Source organism: Leclercia sp. W6 (genome assembly GCF_003336345.1).
In the GTDB taxonomy this organism is placed as follows: domain Bacteria; phylum Pseudomonadota; class Gammaproteobacteria; order Enterobacterales; family Enterobacteriaceae; genus Enterobacter.
Genome location: NZ_CP031104.1, coordinates 905,228 through 923,727 on the forward strand (window position 1 = coordinate 905,228; position 18,500 = coordinate 923,727).

Genomic DNA, 18,500 nt, shown 5'->3' on the forward strand with positions numbered 1-18,500 from the left:
GTTTTCTTTCAACACAGGCACCCTTACACGACGGTGATGGTTGTTTCCCCCCATATTCGTTCGCTGTTTCTTCTCCTCTGTTATGCCGGAGCTGTTCACGCTGCCCCGAATTCGTTTATCCATCAGGCGCAAAATCCGTTCGATAATAATGGCGACAGCCTGCCGGACTTAGGCATGGCGACCCCGACGGGGGAAGGTGAGAAGCATCTGGCGGAGATGGCGAAAGCGTTCGGCGAAGCCAGCATGACCGACAACGGCCTGACCACCGAGGAGCAGGCCCGGCAGTTTGCCCTGGGCAAGGTGCGGGACGCCGTTAGCCAGGAGGTGAACCAGCATATTGAGTCCTGGCTTTCGCCGTGGGGTAATGCCAGCGTCGATCTGCTGGTCAATGACGAGGGGCGCTTCACCGGCAGCAAGGGGAGCTGGTTTATACCCTGGCAGGATAACAACCACTACCTCACCTGGAGTCAGCTCGGCCTGACCCAGCAGGAGGACGGTCTGGTGAGCAATGCAGGCATCGGCCAGCGCTGGGTGGCGGGCAAGTGGCTGCTCGGTTATAACACCTTTTATGACAATCTGCTCGATGAAAACCTCCAGCGCGCCGGGCTGGGAGCGGAAGCCTGGGGCGAATACCTGCGCCTGTCGGCCAACTACTATCAGCCGTTTGCCAGCTGGCGTGACAGCTCGGAGGTGCAGGAGCAGCGCATGGCGCGCGGGTACGATATCAGCGCCAACGCCAGGCTGCCCTTTTATCATCACCTCAACACCAGCATCAGCTTTGAACAATATTTTGGCGACAGCGTGGATCTGTTCCACACCGGCACCGGGTACCACAATCCGCTGGCGGTCAACCTCGGGCTGAACTACACCCCGGTGCCGCTGGTGACCCTTTCCGCCGGGCATAAGCAGGGGGAGAGCGGGGTGAGCCAGAACAACCTCGGCCTGAAACTCAACTACCGCTTCGGGGTGCCGCTAAAAAAACAGCTCTCCGCCAGCGAAGTGGCCGAAAGCCGCTCCCTGCGGGGAAGCCGCTACGATCCGCCTGAGCGTCAGAACCTGCCGGTGCTGGAGTTCCGTCAGCGTAAAACGCTCTCGGTATGGCTGGCGACGCCGCCGTGGGATCTCAAGCCGGGCGAAACGGTCATGCTGAAGCTGGATATTCGCAGCCGTAACGGGGTGCGTTCCCTGCACTGGCAGGGCGATACGCAGGCGCTGAGCCTGACCTCACCGGCGAAGGCCAGTGACAGCGAAGGCTGGAGCATTATCCTGCCGGCGTGGGATAGCAGTGAGGGGGCAAGCAACCGCTGGCGGTTGTCGGTGGTGGTGGAAGATGAAGCGGGGCAGCGTGTCTCTTCCAATGAGATCACGCTTGCCCTGACGGAGCCGCTACTGGCGCTGCCAGAGGAAGATCCGCGCTGGACGCTGCTGCCGGAGGAGTAAACTCAGAAAATGCGCTCCTGGTGTACCCAGACCGCCGCTTCCACCCGTGACTTCAGCTTCATCTTCTTCAGCATATGCTTCACATGGACTTTGACCGTACTTTCGGTGATGTCCAGACGGCGGGCGATCATCTTGTTTGGCAACCCCTGTGCAATCAGCTTGAGGATATCGCGCTCGCGCGGGGTCAACTGGCTCACGTCGCGATCGGAGGTGGCACGGTTGGCGCGCAGGCTGGCCGCCAGCACCGGGGTTAACGCTTCGCTCAACACCATGTCGCCAGCCGCCGCCTGTTGCAGCGATTTCAGCAGATCTTCCGGCTCCATGTCTTTTAACAGGTAGCCATCGGCGCCGCGTTTCAGGGCGGTGACCACATCCTCTTCATGGTTGGAGACGCTGAAGACCACCACGCGCCCGGAGAGCGTTTTCTCGCGCAGCTTATCGAGGGTTTCGAGGCCGTTCATGCCGGGCATATTCAGGTCGAGCAGGATCAAATCAGGATCGAGCGCTTCGGCCAGTTCAATACCCTGTTCCCCGTTGCTGGCTTCGCCCACGACGGTGATATCCGACGCCATGCTGATAAGTTGTTTAACACCGGTGCGCAGCATCGGATGGTCGTCGATCAACAGGATTGTAGCGGGCTCCTGATTAGACATGGTGTTCTCCTTGAGCAGTGAAAAGAGGCTTTTCGGGAATAAAGGTGACGATAACGTCAGTTCCGCCCGATTCACTTCGGCGGACCTGACAATCTCCACGCAGGCTTTGTGCGCGGTCTCGCATAATAATCAGACCATAGTGGTTGCTGCGTTCGGCGTTTTCCGGGATCCCGCAGCCGTTGTCACGCACCACCAGTCTGACCTGGTTTTCATGTTGGCTCACGGTGAGCGACACCGCCGTCGCCCCGGCGTGTTTCAGCGCATTGCTTAAGGCCTCCCGGGCGATCTGCAGCAGATGAATAGCCTGGTGAGAGGGTACGAAACGGGGCGGCAGCTGATAGTCCAGTGAGACGGTAAAGCCGAGCCGGGCGCTAAACTCCTGACAGCTGGCCTCCAGCGCCGGACGCAGGCCAGGCTCCGTCAATTGCAGGCGGAAGGTGGTCAGCAGTTCACGCAATTGTATCCAGGAGGTGTTCAGCTCGTTGCGGATCTGGCTCAGCAGCTGCTTGCTGCTCTCCGGCAGATCCGTGTCCTGCATCTGCAGACAGCTGACCTGCATCTTCATGCAGGAGAGCGACTGGGCGATGGAGTCATGCAATTCGCGGGCAATGGTGGCGCGCTCTTCCATCACAATCAGCTGTTGCTGTTTTTCCTGATGGCGGTCGAGGGCCAGGGTCGCGGTCAGCTGCTCCACCAGCGTATCGACCAGCTGCTGCTGATCGTGGCTGAGATGACGTCCGGCGGGCAGCGTCGCCAGTAAAATGCCGTACTGCGTCAGGTTATCCGCCAGGCGCCACTTCAGGGTGGTCCCGCTGGTGGTCAGCGGCGGCAGGCCGCGCGGGCAGAGGCGACAGCCAATTTCATCGCAGCTGGCATCCGACTGACAGGTAAATTCCTGATGATTCTCTTCATCTTCCAGGTCGTATACGCGCAATTCAATGTCGTGCAACTGGGTCAGATTCTGCAGGCCGTTAAGCACCGGCGAGAGGCGCTCGCACAGCGGCACCTGGGAGTGCAGGCGGCGGTTGGCCTGCCAGAGGAAGGAGAGGATCTCGTTTTTCTGCTCCAGCCCGGCAGTTTTTTCGCGCACGCGCTGTTCCAGCACCGCATAACTCTCAGCCAGCTCGCCGGACATGGTGTTCAGCGCCTCGCCGAGCATCGCCATCTCATTGCGTCCGTTGATGTGGGCGCGCTGGGTAAAATCACGCTGGGTCACGGCGCGGGCCATCGCCAGCAGCTGGCGCCAGGGGTGCAGCAGCCGGGCGCGCAGCCAGAGGATGGTGAAGACCAGCAGCAGCCCCATAAAGACCGCCATCACCTGCTGCAGCAGTACCACCCGGCCGATACGCAGCTCGGTGCTGTGATCGAACGCCGAAACCAGAGTATCCAGACGGCTGACAAAGCCGGAGACATCCTGGGCTACCGCATCCGGATTACGCGCCTGTCGCAGCCCGGGCATTAACTGGGTATGCCAGTAAGTCTGCAGGGCCTTCAGCTGCGCCTGCTGACGATCGCGGCGGGCAGCGATTTCCAGTTCGGGGCTGAACGCCGTCGCTTCCATTTCATCGAGTAACGCCTGGTCTTTGGCTTCCAGGGGGATGGCCGCCAGCAGGCGGTAGCTCTGCATACGCAGTGAACCGGCCTTATTAATGGCGTGTGCGCTGCCTTGAACGCCCTGAACCAGCCAGCCGGAGATCGCCATCCCTGTCACCCCGATCCCGGTAGACAGCATGACAATCAGTACCAGTTGGTTAACCAGCGTGAGTGGTGAAAAACAGCGTTTAAACATAGGGCAGTCTGGCTCCTGACAATGCCTGGACTCGGCAAGGGCTCTATTCTCAGGCAACCCCTGGAGTATACCCATACCTCAAAAGGATTACCTACTAATTGCCATTGGAGAGGTGAATGGGAGGAGAGGGGTAAGCGGGGGAAGCAGTACCGTGAAAAACCACACCTTTTTCACTGAAAAGCGCTACTCACTTTGGAGGATAGCGATTTTCGGGCCATAAAATTGCCCACCTTCCCATTGATTTATATCAACTTCCTGTCGGCTTAAAACCCTGATCTTTGTGGCAACTTTTAAGAATCAGAGGTGTCTATGAGTCACTCTACTACCCCCGAAAGGGATTCTGGCGCAGTCATTACCGAGTGGCGTCCGGAAGATCCGGCGTTCTGGCAACAGCGCGGCCAACGTGTAGCAAGTCGTAATCTGTGGATTTCCGTTCCCTGTCTGCTGCTGGCGTTCTGCGTCTGGATGTTGTTCAGCGCCGTCGCCGTTAACCTGCCGAAAGTGGGCTTCAAGTTTACCACCGACCAGCTGTTTATGTTAACCGCGCTACCTGCGCTCTCCGGCGCACTGCTGCGTGTCCCTTATGCCTTTATGGTACCGGTGTTCGGCGGACGCCGCTGGACCGCGTTCAGTACCGGCATCATGATCATCCCGTGCGTCTGGCTGGGCTTTGCGGTACAGGATACCTCTACACCGTTTAGCACCTTCGTAATCATCTCTCTGCTGTGCGGCTTTGCAGGGGCAAACTTCGCTTCCAGCATGGCGAACATCAGCTTCTTCTTCCCGAAACAGAAGCAGGGCGGGGCGCTGGGGATCAACGGCGGCCTGGGCAACATGGGCGTCAGCGTAATGCAGCTGATTGCGCCGCTGGCGATCTCGGTCTCTATCTTTGCGGCCTTTGGTGGCGCTGGCGTTGAACAGGCCGACGGCTCGCTGCTGTTCCTGCAGAACGCCGCGTGGATCTGGGTGCCGTTCCTGGTGGTCTTTACCCTGGCGGCATGGTTTGGCATGAACGACCTGGCGGCATCGAAAGCGTCGCTCAGCGAACAGCTGCCGGTGCTGAAGCGCGCTCACCTGTGGATCATGGCGCTGCTCTATCTGGCAACGTTCGGCTCGTTTATCGGCTTCTCTGCCGGGTTTGCGATGCTGTCCAAAACCCAGTTCCCGGATGTGCAGATCCTGCACTACGCCTTCTTCGGGCCGTTTATTGGCGCCCTGGCACGCTCTACCGGCGGGATGATCTCTGACCGTCTGGGCGGTACCCGCGTGACGCTGGTGAACTTTGTGGTGATGGCTCTCTTCTGTGCCCTGCTGTTTATGACCCTGCCGGTGAACGGTGTGGGCGGCAACTTCGGCGCCTTCTTCGCGGTCTTTATGGTGCTGTTCCTGACCGCCGGGCTGGGGAGTGCTTCAACCTTCCAGATGATTTCGGTGATCTTCCGTAAACTGACAATGGATCGCGTTAAAGCGCAGGGCGGCACTGAGCAGCAGGCGATGCGTGAGGCGGCTACCGACACCGCAGCCGCGCTGGGCTTTATCTCAGCGATCGGCGCGATTGGCGGGTTCTTTATTCCTAAAGCCTTTGGTATCTCGCTGGATCTGACCGGCTCGCCGGCGGGTGCGATGAAGGTGTTCCTGATTTTCTATATCGTCTGCGTGTTTGTCACCTGGCTGGTATACGGACGGAATTCTAATAAAAAGTAAGTTTGATTATCCGTTTGCGCGGCTTGGTGCCGCGCTTTTTTTGCGCTGCAATTAGTTACAACATACTTAAAGCGTAAGCCGCTGTTAGCATGCGGCCACTGTGATCGCCATCGCTAATCAGGCTTACCTACCCCTTAATACCGCTGGGGTTAAATGTTACGCGCGCTTATGTAGGATAAATAAATAATGACCATATAAAACAGTAAGTTACATTATTATATTCTGTACCGCTTTGGTGGTAGTCGAAAATTTCCCCTTCTGAACATCCCCAACTCCCCTTGATCGTTATCAATTCTCCTCCTCTTTCAGAGCGTTACCTTCGCTGCAAATCAGCAATGTCGATTTAGAGAGCCACAGGCTCCATACAGGAGATACCCGATGAGCAAATTTTTGGACCGGTTTCGCTACTTCAAACAGAAGGGCGAAACATTTGCCGATGGGCACGGCCAGGTTCTGGAGACTAACCGGGACTGGGAAGACGGTTACCGTCAGCGCTGGCAACATGACAAAGTCGTACGTTCGACCCACGGCGTAAACTGCACCGGCTCCTGTAGCTGGAAGATTTTCGTCAAAAATGGTCTGGTGACCTGGGAAATGCAGCAGACCGACTACCCGCGCACCCGCCCGGATATGCCAAACCACGAACCGCGCGGCTGCCCGCGTGGCGCCAGCTACTCCTGGTATCTCTACAGCGCTAACCGCCTGAAATACCCGCTGATGCGTAAACGCCTGATGAAGATGTGGCGTGAAGCGAAAGCGCAGCACAGCGATCCGGTTCTGGCCTGGGCCTCTATTATCGAAGATGCCGACAAAGCGAAGAGCTTCAAACAGGCTCGCGGCCGCGGCGGCTTTGTACGCTCCTCCTGGCAGGAAGTGAATGAGCTGATTGCCGCTTCCAACGTCTATACCGTGAAAACCTACGGCCCGGACCGCGTGGCAGGCTTCTCGCCAATCCCGGCGATGTCGATGGTCTCCTACGCCTCTGGCGCGCGTTATCTGTCGCTGATCGGCGGCACCTGCCTGAGCTTCTACGACTGGTACTGCGACCTGCCGCCTGCCTCTCCGCAGACCTGGGGTGAGCAGACCGACGTTCCGGAATCCGCCGACTGGTACAACTCCAGCTACATCATCGCCTGGGGCTCTAACGTGCCGCAGACCCGTACCCCGGACGCCCACTTCTTTACCGAAGTGCGTTACAAAGGCACCAAAACCGTAGCCGTGACCCCGGACTACGCCGAAATCGCCAAGCTCTGCGATCTGTGGCTCGCGCCGAAGCAGGGTACCGATGCGGCCATGGCGCTGGCAATGGGCCACGTCATGCTGCGTGAGTTCCATGTCGACAAGCCAAGCCAGTACTTCACCGACTACGTGCGTCGTTACACCGACATGCCGATGCTGGTCATGCTCGAAGAGCGTGACGGCTACTATGCCGCAGGCCGCATGCTGCGTGCCGCCGATCTGGTGGATGCGCTGGGCCAGGAAAACAATCCGGAGTGGAAAACCGTTGCCTGTAATAGCAATGGCGAGCTGGTTGCACCGAACGGCTCTATCGGCTTCCGCTGGGGCGAGAAAGGTAAATGGAACCTCGAGCAGCGTAACGGCACGACGGGCGAAGAGACCGAACTGCGCCTCAGCATGCTGGGCAGCCAGGACGAGATCGCTGATGTTGGCTTCCCGTATTTCGGCGGCGAAGGCTCCGAGCACTTCAACAAGGTGGAGCTGCAGAACGTCCTGATGCACAAACTGCCGGTGAAACGCCTGCAGCTTGCCGACGGCTCTAGCGCCCTGGTGACCACCGTGTATGACCTGACCCTGGCCAACTACGGTCTGGAGCGCGGTCTCGGTGATGAAAACTGCGCCACCAGCTATGACGACGTAAAAGCCTACACCCCAGCCTGGGCGGAGCAGATCACCGGCGTTCCACGGGCGCAGATTATCCGTACCGCACGTGAGTTTGCCGATAACGCCGATAAGACCCACGGTCGTTCAATGATCATCGTCGGTGCCGGTCTGAACCACTGGTATCACCTCGATATGAACTATCGCGGTTTGATCAACATGCTGATCTTCTGCGGCTGCGTGGGTCAGAGCGGCGGCGGCTGGGCACACTACGTGGGCCAGGAAAAACTGCGTCCGCAGACCGGCTGGCAGCCGCTGGCGTTTGCCCTTGACTGGCAGCGTCCGGCGCGTCACATGAACAGCACCTCCTACTTCTATAACCACTCCAGCCAGTGGCGCTATGAAACGGTTACCGCGCAGGAGCTGCTGTCGCCGATGGCGGATAAATCCCGCTACAGCGGTCATCTGATCGACTTCAACGTCCGCGCTGAACGCATGGGCTGGCTGCCCTCTGCGCCACAGCTGGGAACCAACCCGCTGCGCATTGCAGAAGCGGCGAAGAAAGCGGGCATGACCCCGGTGGATTACACCGTCAAATCCCTGGAAGAGGGTTCCATCCGTTTCGCGGCAGAACAGCCGGAAAACGGTAAAAACCATCCGCGTAACCTGTTCATCTGGCGCTCCAACCTGCTGGGCTCGTCCGGTAAAGGGCACGAGTACATGCTGAAATACCTGCTCGGTACCGAAAACGGTATCCAGGGTAAAGATCTCGGCAAGCAGGGCGGCGTGAAGCCGGAAGAAGTAGAGTGGAAAGATAACGGTCTCGACGGCAAGCTGGATCTGGTGGTGACCCTCGACTTCCGTCTCTCCAGCACCTGTCTCTACTCCGATATCGTGCTGCCAACCGCCACCTGGTACGAAAAAGACGACATGAATACCTCGGATATGCATCCGTTTATTCATCCGCTCTCTGCGGCCGTTGACCCGGCGTGGGAATCGAAAAGCGACTGGGATATCTACAAAGACATCGCGAAGAAATTCTCTGAAGTTTGCGTAGGGCACCTCGGCAAAGAGACCGACGTGGTGACGCTGCCCATCCAGCACGACTCCGCCGCCGAACTGGCGCAGCCGCTGGACGTGAAGGACTGGAAAAAAGGCGAATGCGACCTGATCCCGGGCGTGACCGCACCGCACATTATTCCGGTTGAACGTGACTATCCGGCGACCTATGAGCGCTTTACCTCTATCGGCCCGCTGATGGAGAAAATCGGTAACGGCGGGAAAGGGATCGCCTGGAATACCCAGAGCGAGATGGATCTGCTGCGTAAGCTCAATTACACCAAAGCGGACGGCCCGGCGAAAGGCCAGCCAATGCTGAACACGGCGATTGATGCGGCAGAGATGATCCTCACCCTGGCACCGGAAACCAACGGTCAGGTGTCGGTGAAAGCCTGGGCGGCGCTGAGCGAGTTTACTGGCCGCGACCATACCCATCTGGCGCTGAACAAAGAAGACGAGAAGATCCGCTTCCGTGATATTCAGGCCCAGCCGCGCAAAATTATCTCCAGCCCGACCTGGTCTGGCCTCGAAGATGAACATGTCTCTTACAACGCGGGTTACACCAACGTTCACGAGCTGATCCCATGGCGTACCCTCTCCGGGCGTCAGTCCCTGTATCAGGATCACCAGTGGATGCGTGACTTTGGTGAAAGCCTGCTGGTGTACCGTCCGCCAATCGACACCCGCTCGGTGAAAGCGGTGATGGGCGCGAAATCGAACGGCAACCCGGAGAAGGCGCTGAACTTCCTGACGCCGCACCAGAAGTGGGGTATCCACTCCACCTACAGCGACAACCTGCTGATGCTGACCCTGTCCCGCGGCGGCCCGATTGTCTGGATGAGTGAAGCGGACGCCAAAGATCTGGGGATCGAAGATAACGACTGGATCGAAGTCTTCAACAGCAACGGTGCCCTGACGGCGCGTGCGGTTGTAAGCCAGCGTGTACCGGCCGGGATGACCATGATGTACCACGCGCAGGAACGCATCGTGAACCTGCCGGGGTCTGAGATCACCGAGCAGCGCGGCGGGATCCACAACTCTGTGACCCGTATTACGCCGAAACCAACCCATATGATCGGCGGTTATGCCCAGCTGGCCTACGGCTTTAACTACTACGGCACCGTAGGATCGAACCGCGATGAGTTCGTGGTGGTACGTAAGATGAAGAACATTAACTGGTTAGACGGCGAAGGTAATGACCAGGTACAGGAGAGCGTAAAATGAAAATTCGTTCACAAGTCGGCATGGTGCTGAATCTGGATAAATGCATCGGCTGTCACACCTGCTCGGTCACCTGTAAAAACGTCTGGACCAGCCGGGAAGGGATGGAGTACGCGTGGTTTAACAACGTGGAAAGCAAGCCGGGCACCGGCTTCCCGACCGACTGGGAAAACCAGGAAAAATGGAAGGGAGGCTGGATCCGTAAAATCAACGGCAAGCTGCAGCCGCGCATGGGTAACCGCGCGCTGCTGCTGGGTAAAATCTTTGCTAACCCGCATCTGCCGGGCATCGATGATTACTACGAGCCGTTTGATTTTGACTACCAGAACCTGCACAACGCGCCGGAGAGCAAACATCAGCCGATCGCCCGTCCACGCTCGCTGATCACCGGTCAGCGCATGGACAAGATCACCAGCGGGCCAAACTGGGAAGAGATTCTGGGCGGCGAGTTCGAAAAACGCGCCAAAGACCAGAACTTCGAGAACATGCAGAAGGGGATGTACGGCCAGTTCGAAAACACCTTCATGATGTACCTGCCGCGCCTGTGCGAACACTGCCTCAACCCGGCGTGTGTCGCCACCTGCCCGAGCGGTGCCATCTACAAGCGTGAAGAAGATGGCATCGTGCTGATCGACCAGGACAAGTGCCGCGGCTGGCGTATGTGCATCACCGGCTGCCCGTACAAAAAGATCTACTTCAACTGGAAGAGCGGTAAGTCCGAGAAGTGCATCTTCTGCTACCCGCGCATCGAAGCCGGGATGCCAACCGTCTGCTCCGAAAGCTGCGTAGGCCGTATTCGCTACCTCGGCGTACTGCTCTATGACGCGGACGCGATTGAGAACGCGGCCAGCACCGAAAACGAGAAAGATCTCTATCAGCGTCAGCTGGATGTGTTCCTCGATCCGAACGATCCGAAGGTGATCGCTCAGGCGCTGAAAGACGGCATTCCGCAGAGCGTGATCGACGCCGCGCAGCAGTCGCCGGTCTACAAAATGGCGATGGACTGGAAGCTGGCTCTGCCGCTGCATCCGGAATACCGTACATTGCCGATGGTCTGGTACGTGCCGCCTCTGTCGCCAATTCAGTCCGCAGCGGATGCCGGCGAGCTGGGCAGCAACGGTATCCTGCCGGACGTCGAAAGCCTGCGTATCCCGGTTCAGTACCTGGCGAACCTGCTCACCGCAGGGGATACCCAGCCGGTGCTGCTGGCCCTGAAACGTATGCTGGCGATGCGCCACTTCAAACGCGCGGAAACCGTTGACGGCGTCATCGATACCCGCGCGCTGGAAGAGGTGGGCTTAAGTGAAGCCCAGGCCCAGGAGATGTACCGTTATCTGGCGATTGCCAACTACGAAGACCGTTTCGTGGTACCGAGCAGCCACCGTGAACTGGCGCGTGAAGCCTTCCCGGAGAAAAGCGGGTGTGGCTTTACCTTCGGCGACGGTTGCCACGGTTCAGACAACAAATTCAACCTGTTCAACAGCCGCCGCATCGACGCGATGGATGTGACCAGCAAAACGGAGCCGCACCAATGATTGAACTCGTCATTGTTTCGCGTCTGCTCGAGTACCCGGATGCTGCGCTGGCGCAGCATCAACAGGAACTCTTCGATGCACTTGCGTCATCGGAAAACCTGGATAAAGAGGATGCCCAGAAACTGGGCGTTTTCCTCCGCGATCTGTTAGCACGCGATCTGCTGGATGCGCAGTCTGACTACAGCCAGCTGTTCGACCGGGGCCGCGCCACCTCGCTGCTGCTGTTTGAACACGTTCACGGCGAGTCCCGCGACCGTGGTCAGGCAATGGTGGATTTAATGGCCCAGTATGAACAGCACGGCCTGCATCTCGACAGCCGCGAGCTGCCGGATCATCTGCCGCTCTACCTGGAGTATCTGGCACAGCTGCCAAAAGAAGAGGCGCTGGGCGGCCTGCAGGATATCGCCCCGATCCTGGCGTTACTGAGCGCGCGTCTGCAACAGCGTGAAAGCCGCTATGCGGTGCTGTTCGAACTGCTGGTGAAGCTGGCTAACGCCTCGGTCGACAGTGAAAAAGTGGCGGAGAAAATCGCCGATGAAGCGCGCGACGACACCCCACAGGCGCTGGATGCGGTCTGGGAAGAGGAGCAGGTGAAGTTCTTTGCTGACCAGAGCTGCGGCGAGTCGGAAATCTCTGCTCACCAGCGTCGTTTTGCCGGTGCCGTTGCCCCGCAATATTTGAATATCTCTAACGGAGGACAGCAATAATGCACTTCCTGAATATGTTCTTCTTCGATATCTATCCGTACATTGCGGGTTCGGTATTTCTGATTGGTAGCTGGCTGCGTTACGACTACGGCCAGTACACCTGGCGCGCCGCCTCCAGCCAGATGCTGGATCGCAAAGGGATGAACATGGCATCCAACCTGTTCCACTTCGGGATCCTGGGGATTTTTGCCGGTCACTTCCTCGGAATGCTGACCCCGCACTGGATGTATGAATCCTTCCTGCCGATGGACGTGAAGCAGAAGATGGCGATGATTGCCGGCGGTGCCTGCGGCCTGATGACCCTGGTAGGCGGCCTGATGCTGCTGAAGCGTCGTCTGTTCAGCCCGCGCGTACGTGCTACCACCACCGGGGCGGATATCCTGATCCTCACCCTGCTGATGGTGCAGTGCGCGCTGGGTCTGCTGACCATTCCGTTCTCGGCTCAGCATATGGACGGCAGCGAAATGCTGAAGCTGGTGGGTTGGGCACAGTCGGTAGTGACCTTCCATGGCGGTGCGTCTGAGCATCTGGACGGCGTGGCGTTTATCTTCCGCGTGCACCTGGTGCTGGGCATGACGCTGTTCCTGCTGTTCCCGTTCTCCCGTCTGGTGCATATCTGGAGCGCGCCGGTGGAGTACATGACGCGCAAATACCAGATTGTGCGCGCCCGTCGCTAATCCGCCGTTTTCATCTCAACCCCGCTCTGGCGGGGTTTTTTTTCGCCCCAGCCGAGGTTGTTACCCGCCGCTGCCAGCAGGATCAAGGCTCCACCGGCCAGTTGCGTAAGACTGAGCGCGTGACCAAATACCAGGTTATCGACAATCAGCGCGACGACCGGATAGATAAACGACAGCGAGCCGATGATGGGGGTAGGGAGCTTCTGAATGGCGCTGTACAGCAGTTGATACATCACCCCCGTGTGCACGACGCCCAGCGTCAGCAGAATCGCCCACGGGAAATCGCTGGAGAAGGTCGGCATATGCGCCAGCGGCAGCAGCATCACCACGCCGGTTAACACCTGGATAAAGGCGATGTGCTGCGGTGCAATGGTCTGTAATCTGCGCGTGATAATGGCAGTGAGGGCGTAAAAGAAGGCAGCACCCAGCGCGAGTCCGATCCCCGAAAGCCATTGTGCACTGTGTCCGCCGGTCAGCTCGCTGGAGAGCAAATTCACCACCCCGCCAAAGGCGAGGAACAGCCAGCCCCATTTCACCAGACTCACCCGTTCGCCCATCAGCATGCCCATCAACACCAGCATAAAGGGCTGGGTGTTATAAACCACCGTCGAAAGTCCGATGGAGATACGTTCGAACGCGGCAAAGAGCAGCAGCCAGTTAACGACCAGCGCAATGCCGCCAAGAATGGCCAGACCCAGGGTCACTTTGGTTAACGGGCTAAAAGGGCGTTTACTCAAACGAATAAAAAGAAACAGCGCAATAGCGCCGATCAGACAGCGCCAGAACACCACGTCAGTGACCGGCAAGCCGGAAAGCAAAACAAAAGCACCAATAGAGCCGGATATCAGCATCGCCAGGCTCATTTGCCAGACGCCTTTTTGAATGTCGCGCATCGTACACCTCCTGATTATTGCCTCTATTGTTAAAAAACTGTGTCCGGTTTAACAGCGCTGAATTAAGGTAAAAGGAGAGGTTTGGTTTTATAAATTAGGTGAATGTTATGGAGTACCTTATCGATGAGATCGACCGCCATATTGTGCGCTGTCTGGTAGAGGATGCGGTATGTCGCTGAAGGTGTTAAGCGCCCGGGTTGGGCTCACGTCACCCAGTACGGCAGAGCGTTTAAAACGGCTGGAGGAGCGGGGCATCATTCAGGGGTATGGCGCGCGGGTAAACCTGGCCGCGCTGGGTTACACGCTGCAGGCGCTGGTGCGCGTGCGGCCGTTACCGGGGTTATTGCATAAAGTGGATAAATACATCCAGCAGATGCCGGAGTGTATTGAAAGTGACAAAGTGACCGGCGAGGACTGTTTCGTTATCCGACTGGTGGTGCGCTCCATCGAGCAACTGGATACGTTGCTGGATGGACTGGCAGAACATGCGCAGTGCAATACGTCGATTGTGAAGAGTTCACCGGTGACCCGTCGGTTGCCCCCGTTGTAAGGGATTTCGCCGGGTGGCGGCTGCGCCTTACCCGGCCTACGGGTGTAGTGCGGTTATCTTGCCGGGTGGCGGCTGCGCCTTACCCGGCCTACGGGTATGGTGCGGATATCTTGCCGGGTGGCGGCTGCGCCTTACCCAGCCTACGGGTATGGTGCGGTTTTGTAGCCCCGGTAAGCACAGCGCCACCGGGGAAAAGGTGCACGGAATCCGAAGAATGTGTTTTTATTTTGAATCGATTTTTTCGGAGAAGGGATGGTGGTGGGGGAAGGATAACTCGGCTACGCCTCGCCCTTCGGGTCGTTGCCTGCGGCAACGCTTTCTCGCTACGCTCGAATCGAACCTTGGTCGAAGCTTCTCATCCTTCCCTGCATTGGAAGAATATGGAACATAGTGCGGAGTAAGAGGTTTGAAACTATCTGGAAGTGATGGTGGTGGGGGAAGGATTCGAACCTTCGAAGTCGATGACGGCAGATTTACAGTCTGCTCCCTTTGGCCGCTCGGGAACCCCACCAGGGGTAATTCAGATTTTGAGGTGAAACTTGAAGATGGTGGTGGGGGAAGTATTATTCGTCGCTTCGCTCCTCACCCTTCGGGCCGTTGCCTTTGGCAACGTTGTCTCGCTTTCGCTCGACTCGAACCTTCATCGAAGGTTCTCACCCTTCCCGATAAGTGCAAACATCGCTACATCTCATCGGTATTACCACATCGCTGTGGTGAATAATGGTGGTGGGGGAAGGATTCGAACCTTCGAAGTCGATGACGGCAGATTTACAGTCTGCTCCCTTTGGCCGCTCGGGAACCCCACCACGGGGTAATGCTTTTACTGGCCTGCTTCCTTGTGGGAAGCGGGGCGCATCATATCAAATGACGCGCCCCTGTAAAGACTTCCTTTGCATAAATGAATCGTTTGCCTGATTTTTACGCATAAAGACGCAAAGCTAATCAATTCATTTTATAAAGGATTAAAGAATAATCGTTCTGTTACCGTAGACAAAGACGCGCTGCGCCAGCACCTGATACAGCGCACGGCTTAAGACATTTTTTTCAACGTCGCGGCCGGCACGCATCATATCTTCCGCCGTGTAGGTGTGATCGACATGAATCACGTCCTGCATGATGATTGGACCTTCATCCAGATTGTCATTCACGTAGTGTGCCGTTGCGCCGATGATTTTCACGCCACGTTCGTACGCCTGGTGATAAGGACGCGCGCCGATAAAGGCCGGCAGGAACGAGTGGTGAATGTTGATAATCTTATTCGGGAAGCGGGCAACAAATGACGGCGTCAGGACACGCATGTATTTCGCCAGCACCACGTAATCCGGGTTATGCGCTTCGATGGCCTGCGCCATTAAATTGTCATGCTCTTCGCGGGTATGACCTTCATGGCTGACCAGCTCAAACGGAATATCAAAACGCTCAACCAGCGTACGCAGCGTCTCATGGTTACCAATGACCGCGGCGATCTCAACATCCAGCCCGCCATAGTTGGCTTTCATCAGCAGGTCGCCCAAACAGTGGGCCTCTTTGGTAACCAGGATCACCACCCGGCGTCGACCGGCAGGGTTCAGTTCACGCACGGAACCTTCCGGGAGCGCGCCGTCCAGATCGGCAAGCAACGTCGCGTCATTGAAGATCCCTTCCAGCTCGGTACGCATAAAGAAGCGGCCGGTACGGTGATCAACAAACTCGTTGTTCTGCACGATATTCAGTTCATGTTTGTAGCAAATATTGGTGATACGGGCGATCAGCCCTTTCTGGTCGGGACAAATGGTGCGCAGCACTTTACGTTGTGTTGATTGCATTGCCGGAAAATCCTTACGTGTTTGCTTGAACCGTGTTGTCAGGCCTTATTGCCCGCAACACTTTTTAAATTTTTTGCCTGAACCACAAGGGCAGGGGTCATTACGACCAAACTGTGGACGCGTGCCGTCAATATAGTACCACTCTCCGCCCTCCTTTAAGAAACGCGAGCGTTCGATGATCGCGCCCGCTCTTCCTTGCTCGGTAAAGCGCGCAACAAAACTGACGAACCCCTCGTTTTCATCCCGGCCTGCTGCCGTTTCGTACTGAGTGAGGCCGATCCACTGCGTATTTGCAAATCCGGCCTCGATCTCCTGACGAAAATCAGTAGCATGGCAGGATGGATGCCAGGTCTTGATCAGGTAGTCTGCGTCCCGCGTCACAAAAGCGGCATATCGGGAGCGCATAAGTGATGCCGGGTCCGGTGCAACCTGCTCACCGTTAAGATATCGTTGGCAACATAGGCTATACTCGAGGGCGCTACCGCAGGGACAGAGTTGAGACACGATTCTCTTCCTGAAATTAAAAAATGAATGGCATATAACGCCAGGGTGGCACTATGTTAACTGAGCGGTCGCAATGACGCTATGCAGGAATCCAGGGGACGCTAAACAGGGCTAATGAGAAAAGTAAAAATTGGACTGGCATTGGGCTCAGGTGCAGCCCGGGGCTGGTCGCATATTGGTGTGATCAACGCCTTACAACGTTTGGGTATCGAAATTGATATTGTTGCAGGCTGTTCAATAGGTTCACTGGTGGGAGCCGCCTACTCGTGTGGCAAGCTTCCCGAGCTGGAAACCTGGGTACGATCGTTTAGCTACTGGGACGTCCTGCGCCTGATGGATCTCTCCTGGCAACGTGGCGGGTTATTACGCGGAGAGCGCGTCTTTAACCGTTTTCGCCAGGTGATGCCCCTGACCGAATTCTCCAGCTGTCAGATGCCTTTCGGTGCGGTTGCAACCAACCTCAGCACCGGCAGGGAGATCTGGTTTACCGAAGGCGATATTCATCTTGCCGTCCGTGCCTCCTGCAGTATGCCGGGTCTGATGGCGCCGGTTCCGCACAACGGTTACTGGCTGGTTGACGGCGGCGTTGTGAATCCTGTCCCCATTTCACTGACCCGTGCGATGGGGGCCGATATCGTGATTGCCGTCGATCTTCAACATGATGCCCACCTGATGCAGCAGGATCTGATGCCGGTCAACACCCAGCCGGATGAGTCCGCTCTGGAGGATCTCGCGTGGCATAAACGCCTGCGAGGACGTTTCACGCGAACCACCCGCAAGCTGGTGGCTGCGCCAACCGCCATGGAAATCATGACGACGTCGATTCAGGTGTTGGAAAATCGCCTGAAGCGTAATCGAATGGCGGGTGACCCGCCGGATATATTGATTCAACCTTTTTGTCCACAAATTTCAACGCTCGATTTCCATCGTGCTGAAGCGGCCATTACCGCAGGCGCGCAGGCAGTCGAAAAGAAAATGGACGAATTATTACCTTTAGTGCGGGCAACAGCCTGAGCACCCTTTTTTGATTACTTCAGCAAAATCTGACAGGCGATAGTGCCGATAGCATGCCACTATTTATCTATTGTCAGCGCCGGGAGAGACCATGACACAGCCATTAGCCGGGAAACAAATTCTGATAGTTGAAGACGAGCCTGTTTTCCGCTCCTTACTGGATTCATGGCTATCATCGCTGGGGGCGACGACTGCACTTGCAGGTGATGGGATCGACGCCCTGGAAAAAATGGTGGGCATTAAGCCCGATTTGATGATTTGCGACATCGCCATGCCGCGGATGAATGGCCTGAAGCTGGTGGAGCATTTACGTAATGCCGGTGACCAGATCCCCATTCTGGTCATTTCTGCGACCGAAAATATGGCCGATATCGCAAAAGCGTTACGCCTGGGTGTCCAGGACGTATTGCTTAAGCCAGTTAAAGATCTGAATCGCTTGCGTGAAACCGTTCTCGCCTGCCTCTATCCCAATATGTTTAATTCGCGTGTTGAAGAGGAGGAGCGGCTTTTTCAGGACTGGGATGCGCTGGTGAATAACCCCTCTGCGGCGGCAAAACTGTTACAGGAGCTTCAGCCGCCGGTTCAGCAGACATTTTCCGGGTGCAAAGTTAATTACCGCCAGCTGATGGCTGCCGATCAACCGGGTCTGGTGCTGGATATCGCACCATTATCCGATAACGATCTGGCGTTTTATTGTCTGGATGTTACCCGGGCGGGCGATAATGGTGTGCTGGCGGCATTATTATTGCGGGCATTATTTAATGGCTTGCTTCAGGAACAACTTTCTCATCAGGGTCAGCGCCTGCCTGAGTTAGGCAGCCTGCTGAAACAGGTTAACCAGCTGCTGCGCCAGGCCAGTTTGCCAGGACAATTCCCATTACTGGTCGGTTATTACCATAGCGGCCTGAAAAATTTGATTTTAGTCTCCGCCGGACTTAATGCCACGCTTAATACGGGTGAGCATCATATTCAGGTCAGCAACGGCGTTCCGTTAGGAACCTTAGGAAATACTTATCTGAATCAAATAAGCCATCGCTGCACCTCATGGCAATGCCAAATTTGGGGTACAGGGGGGCGGTTGCGCTTAATGTTGTCCACAGAATAGTCAGT

The 18,500-nt window shown here is 56.9% G+C and carries 13 protein-coding genes, 2 tRNA genes, 2 other RNA genes and 1 pseudogene; 9 read left to right on the top strand and 9 right to left on the bottom strand.

Translation table 11 applies throughout. The annotated features are described in order from the left end of the window. Nucleotides 1-36 precede the first annotated feature (36 nt). Nucleotides 37-1,440 (top strand): YchO/YchP family invasin, encoded by a 1,404-nt coding sequence (locus DVA43_RS04495; RefSeq protein WP_114314710.1) that lies wholly within the window; start codon nt 37-39, stop codon nt 1,438-1,440. A 2-nt stretch (nt 1,441-1,442) separates the two neighbouring features. Here the strand turns inward: DVA43_RS04495 and narL are convergent, their stop codons facing one another. Both narL and narX read right to left on the bottom strand, forming a co-directional pair. Then, on the bottom strand, nt 1,443-2,093 hold the full coding sequence (gene narL, locus DVA43_RS04500; protein ID WP_103822275.1) for a two-component system response regulator NarL: 651 nt from the start codon (nt 2,091-2,093) through the stop codon (nt 1,443-1,445). Beyond that, nucleotides 2,086-3,882 (bottom strand): nitrate/nitrite two-component system sensor histidine kinase NarX, encoded by a 1,797-nt coding sequence (gene narX, locus DVA43_RS04505; RefSeq protein ID WP_114314711.1) that lies wholly within the window; start codon nt 3,880-3,882, stop codon nt 2,086-2,088. The genes narL and narX overlap by 8 nt, the downstream gene beginning before the upstream one ends. 309 nt (nt 3,883-4,191) lie before the next feature. Here narX and DVA43_RS04510 point away from each other — a divergent pair, with 309 nt between their 5' ends. From DVA43_RS04510 to narI, 5 genes are all read left to right on the top strand, one after another. Continuing rightward, nucleotides 4,192-5,586: a NarK family nitrate/nitrite MFS transporter gene (locus DVA43_RS04510; RefSeq protein ID WP_114314712.1), complete on the top strand. Its 1,395-nt coding sequence runs from the start codon at nt 4,192-4,194 to the stop codon at nt 5,584-5,586. A gap of 378 nt (nt 5,587-5,964) precedes the next feature. Then, complete coding sequence (locus DVA43_RS04515) at nt 5,965-9,708, top strand: nitrate reductase subunit alpha (RefSeq protein WP_114314713.1); 3,744 nt, start codon at nt 5,965-5,967, stop codon at nt 9,706-9,708. Next, nucleotides 9,705-11,240 carry a nitrate reductase subunit beta gene (narH, locus tag DVA43_RS04520; RefSeq protein WP_114314714.1) on the top strand — a complete coding sequence of 512 codons (1,536 nt, stop codon included), beginning with the start codon at nt 9,705-9,707 and terminating at the stop codon, nt 11,238-11,240. The genes DVA43_RS04515 and narH overlap by 4 nt, the downstream gene beginning before the upstream one ends. Next, on the top strand, nt 11,237-11,947 hold the full coding sequence (narJ, locus tag DVA43_RS04525) for a nitrate reductase molybdenum cofactor assembly chaperone (RefSeq protein WP_103179929.1): 711 nt from the start codon (nt 11,237-11,239) through the stop codon (nt 11,945-11,947). Before narH ends, narJ begins: the two co-directional genes overlap by 4 nt. After that, entirely contained in the window at nt 11,947-12,624 is a 678-nt protein-coding gene (gene narI, locus DVA43_RS04530) for a respiratory nitrate reductase subunit gamma (RefSeq protein WP_103179928.1), read from the top strand. Before narJ ends, narI begins: the two co-directional genes overlap by 1 nt. On the opposite strand, the gene DVA43_RS04535 is transcribed toward narI, so the two are convergent. After that, nucleotides 12,621-13,517, bottom strand: coding sequence for a DMT family transporter (locus tag DVA43_RS04535; protein WP_114314715.1), 897 nt, complete (start codon nt 13,515-13,517; stop codon nt 12,621-12,623). The two genes, narI and DVA43_RS04535, sit on opposite strands and share 4 nt — an antisense overlap. A gap of 107 nt (nt 13,518-13,624) precedes the next feature. Between DVA43_RS04535 and DVA43_RS04540 the strand changes: the two are divergent. After that, nucleotides 13,625-14,067: pseudogene (locus DVA43_RS04540) on the top strand (Lrp/AsnC family transcriptional regulator). Nucleotides 14,068-14,320: 253 nt separating this feature from the next. Here DVA43_RS04540 and DVA43_RS04545 read toward each other — a convergent pair. The 6 genes from DVA43_RS04545 to DVA43_RS04570 form a co-directional block, all read right to left on the bottom strand. Beyond that, a non-coding RNA gene (locus DVA43_RS04545) (RtT sRNA) lies at nt 14,321-14,447 on the bottom strand. Between the two features lie 46 nt (nt 14,448-14,493). Then, nucleotides 14,494-14,578, bottom strand: a tRNA-Tyr gene (locus DVA43_RS04550). 35 nt (nt 14,579-14,613) lie between these two features. Further along, nucleotides 14,614-14,745: non-coding RNA, RtT sRNA (locus DVA43_RS04555), on the bottom strand. Between the two features lie 43 nt (nt 14,746-14,788). Then, nucleotides 14,789-14,873, bottom strand: a tRNA-Tyr gene (locus DVA43_RS04560). 156 nt (nt 14,874-15,029) lie between these two features. Next, entirely contained in the window at nt 15,030-15,872 is an 843-nt protein-coding gene (gene purU, locus DVA43_RS04565; protein ID WP_103179925.1) for a formyltetrahydrofolate deformylase, read from the bottom strand. A 45-nt stretch (nt 15,873-15,917) separates the two neighbouring features. Continuing rightward, a complete protein-coding gene (locus DVA43_RS04570) occupies nt 15,918-16,376 on the bottom strand; it encodes a YchJ family protein (RefSeq protein WP_114314716.1) in 459 nt (152 codons plus the stop codon). A 114-nt stretch (nt 16,377-16,490) separates the two neighbouring features. On the opposite strand from DVA43_RS04570, the gene rssA reads away from it, so the two are divergent. Both rssA and rssB read left to right on the top strand, forming a co-directional pair. Beyond that, the gene (gene rssA, locus DVA43_RS04575; protein ID WP_114314717.1) at nt 16,491-17,390 is read left to right on the top strand and encodes a patatin-like phospholipase RssA; all 900 of its coding nucleotides are present in this window, start codon (nt 16,491-16,493) and stop codon (nt 17,388-17,390) included. A gap of 91 nt (nt 17,391-17,481) precedes the next feature. Further along, nucleotides 17,482-18,495: a two-component system response regulator RssB gene (rssB, locus tag DVA43_RS04580; RefSeq protein WP_114314718.1), complete on the top strand. Its 1,014-nt coding sequence runs from the start codon at nt 17,482-17,484 to the stop codon at nt 18,493-18,495. The last annotated feature ends 5 nt before the right edge of the window (nt 18,496-18,500 follow it).

Bases quoted from the DNA above. Each gene is read 5' to 3' on its own strand.
- DVA43_RS04495 (WP_114314710.1), top strand. From the start codon at position 37: ATGGTTGTTTCCCCCCATATTCGTTCGCTGTTTCTTCTCCTCTGTTAT.
- narL (WP_103822275.1), bottom strand. From the start codon at position 2,093: ATGTCTAATCAGGAGCCCGCTACAATCCTGTTGATCGACGACCATCCG.
- narX (WP_114314711.1), bottom strand. From the start codon at position 3,882: ATGTTTAAACGCTGTTTTTCACCACTCACGCTGGTTAACCAACTGGTA.
- DVA43_RS04510 (WP_114314712.1), top strand. From the start codon at position 4,192: ATGAGTCACTCTACTACCCCCGAAAGGGATTCTGGCGCAGTCATTACC.
- DVA43_RS04515 (WP_114314713.1), top strand. From the start codon at position 5,965: ATGAGCAAATTTTTGGACCGGTTTCGCTACTTCAAACAGAAGGGCGAA.
- narH (WP_114314714.1), top strand. From the start codon at position 9,705: ATGAAAATTCGTTCACAAGTCGGCATGGTGCTGAATCTGGATAAATGC.
- narJ (WP_103179929.1), top strand. From the start codon at position 11,237: ATGATTGAACTCGTCATTGTTTCGCGTCTGCTCGAGTACCCGGATGCT.
- narI (WP_103179928.1), top strand. From the start codon at position 11,947: ATGCACTTCCTGAATATGTTCTTCTTCGATATCTATCCGTACATTGCG.
- DVA43_RS04535 (WP_114314715.1), bottom strand. From the start codon at position 13,517: ATGCGCGACATTCAAAAAGGCGTCTGGCAAATGAGCCTGGCGATGCTG.
- purU (WP_103179925.1), bottom strand. From the start codon at position 15,872: ATGCAATCAACACAACGTAAAGTGCTGCGCACCATTTGTCCCGACCAG.
- rssA (WP_114314717.1), top strand. From the start codon at position 16,491: ATGAGAAAAGTAAAAATTGGACTGGCATTGGGCTCAGGTGCAGCCCGG.
- rssB (WP_114314718.1), top strand. From the start codon at position 17,482: ATGACACAGCCATTAGCCGGGAAACAAATTCTGATAGTTGAAGACGAG.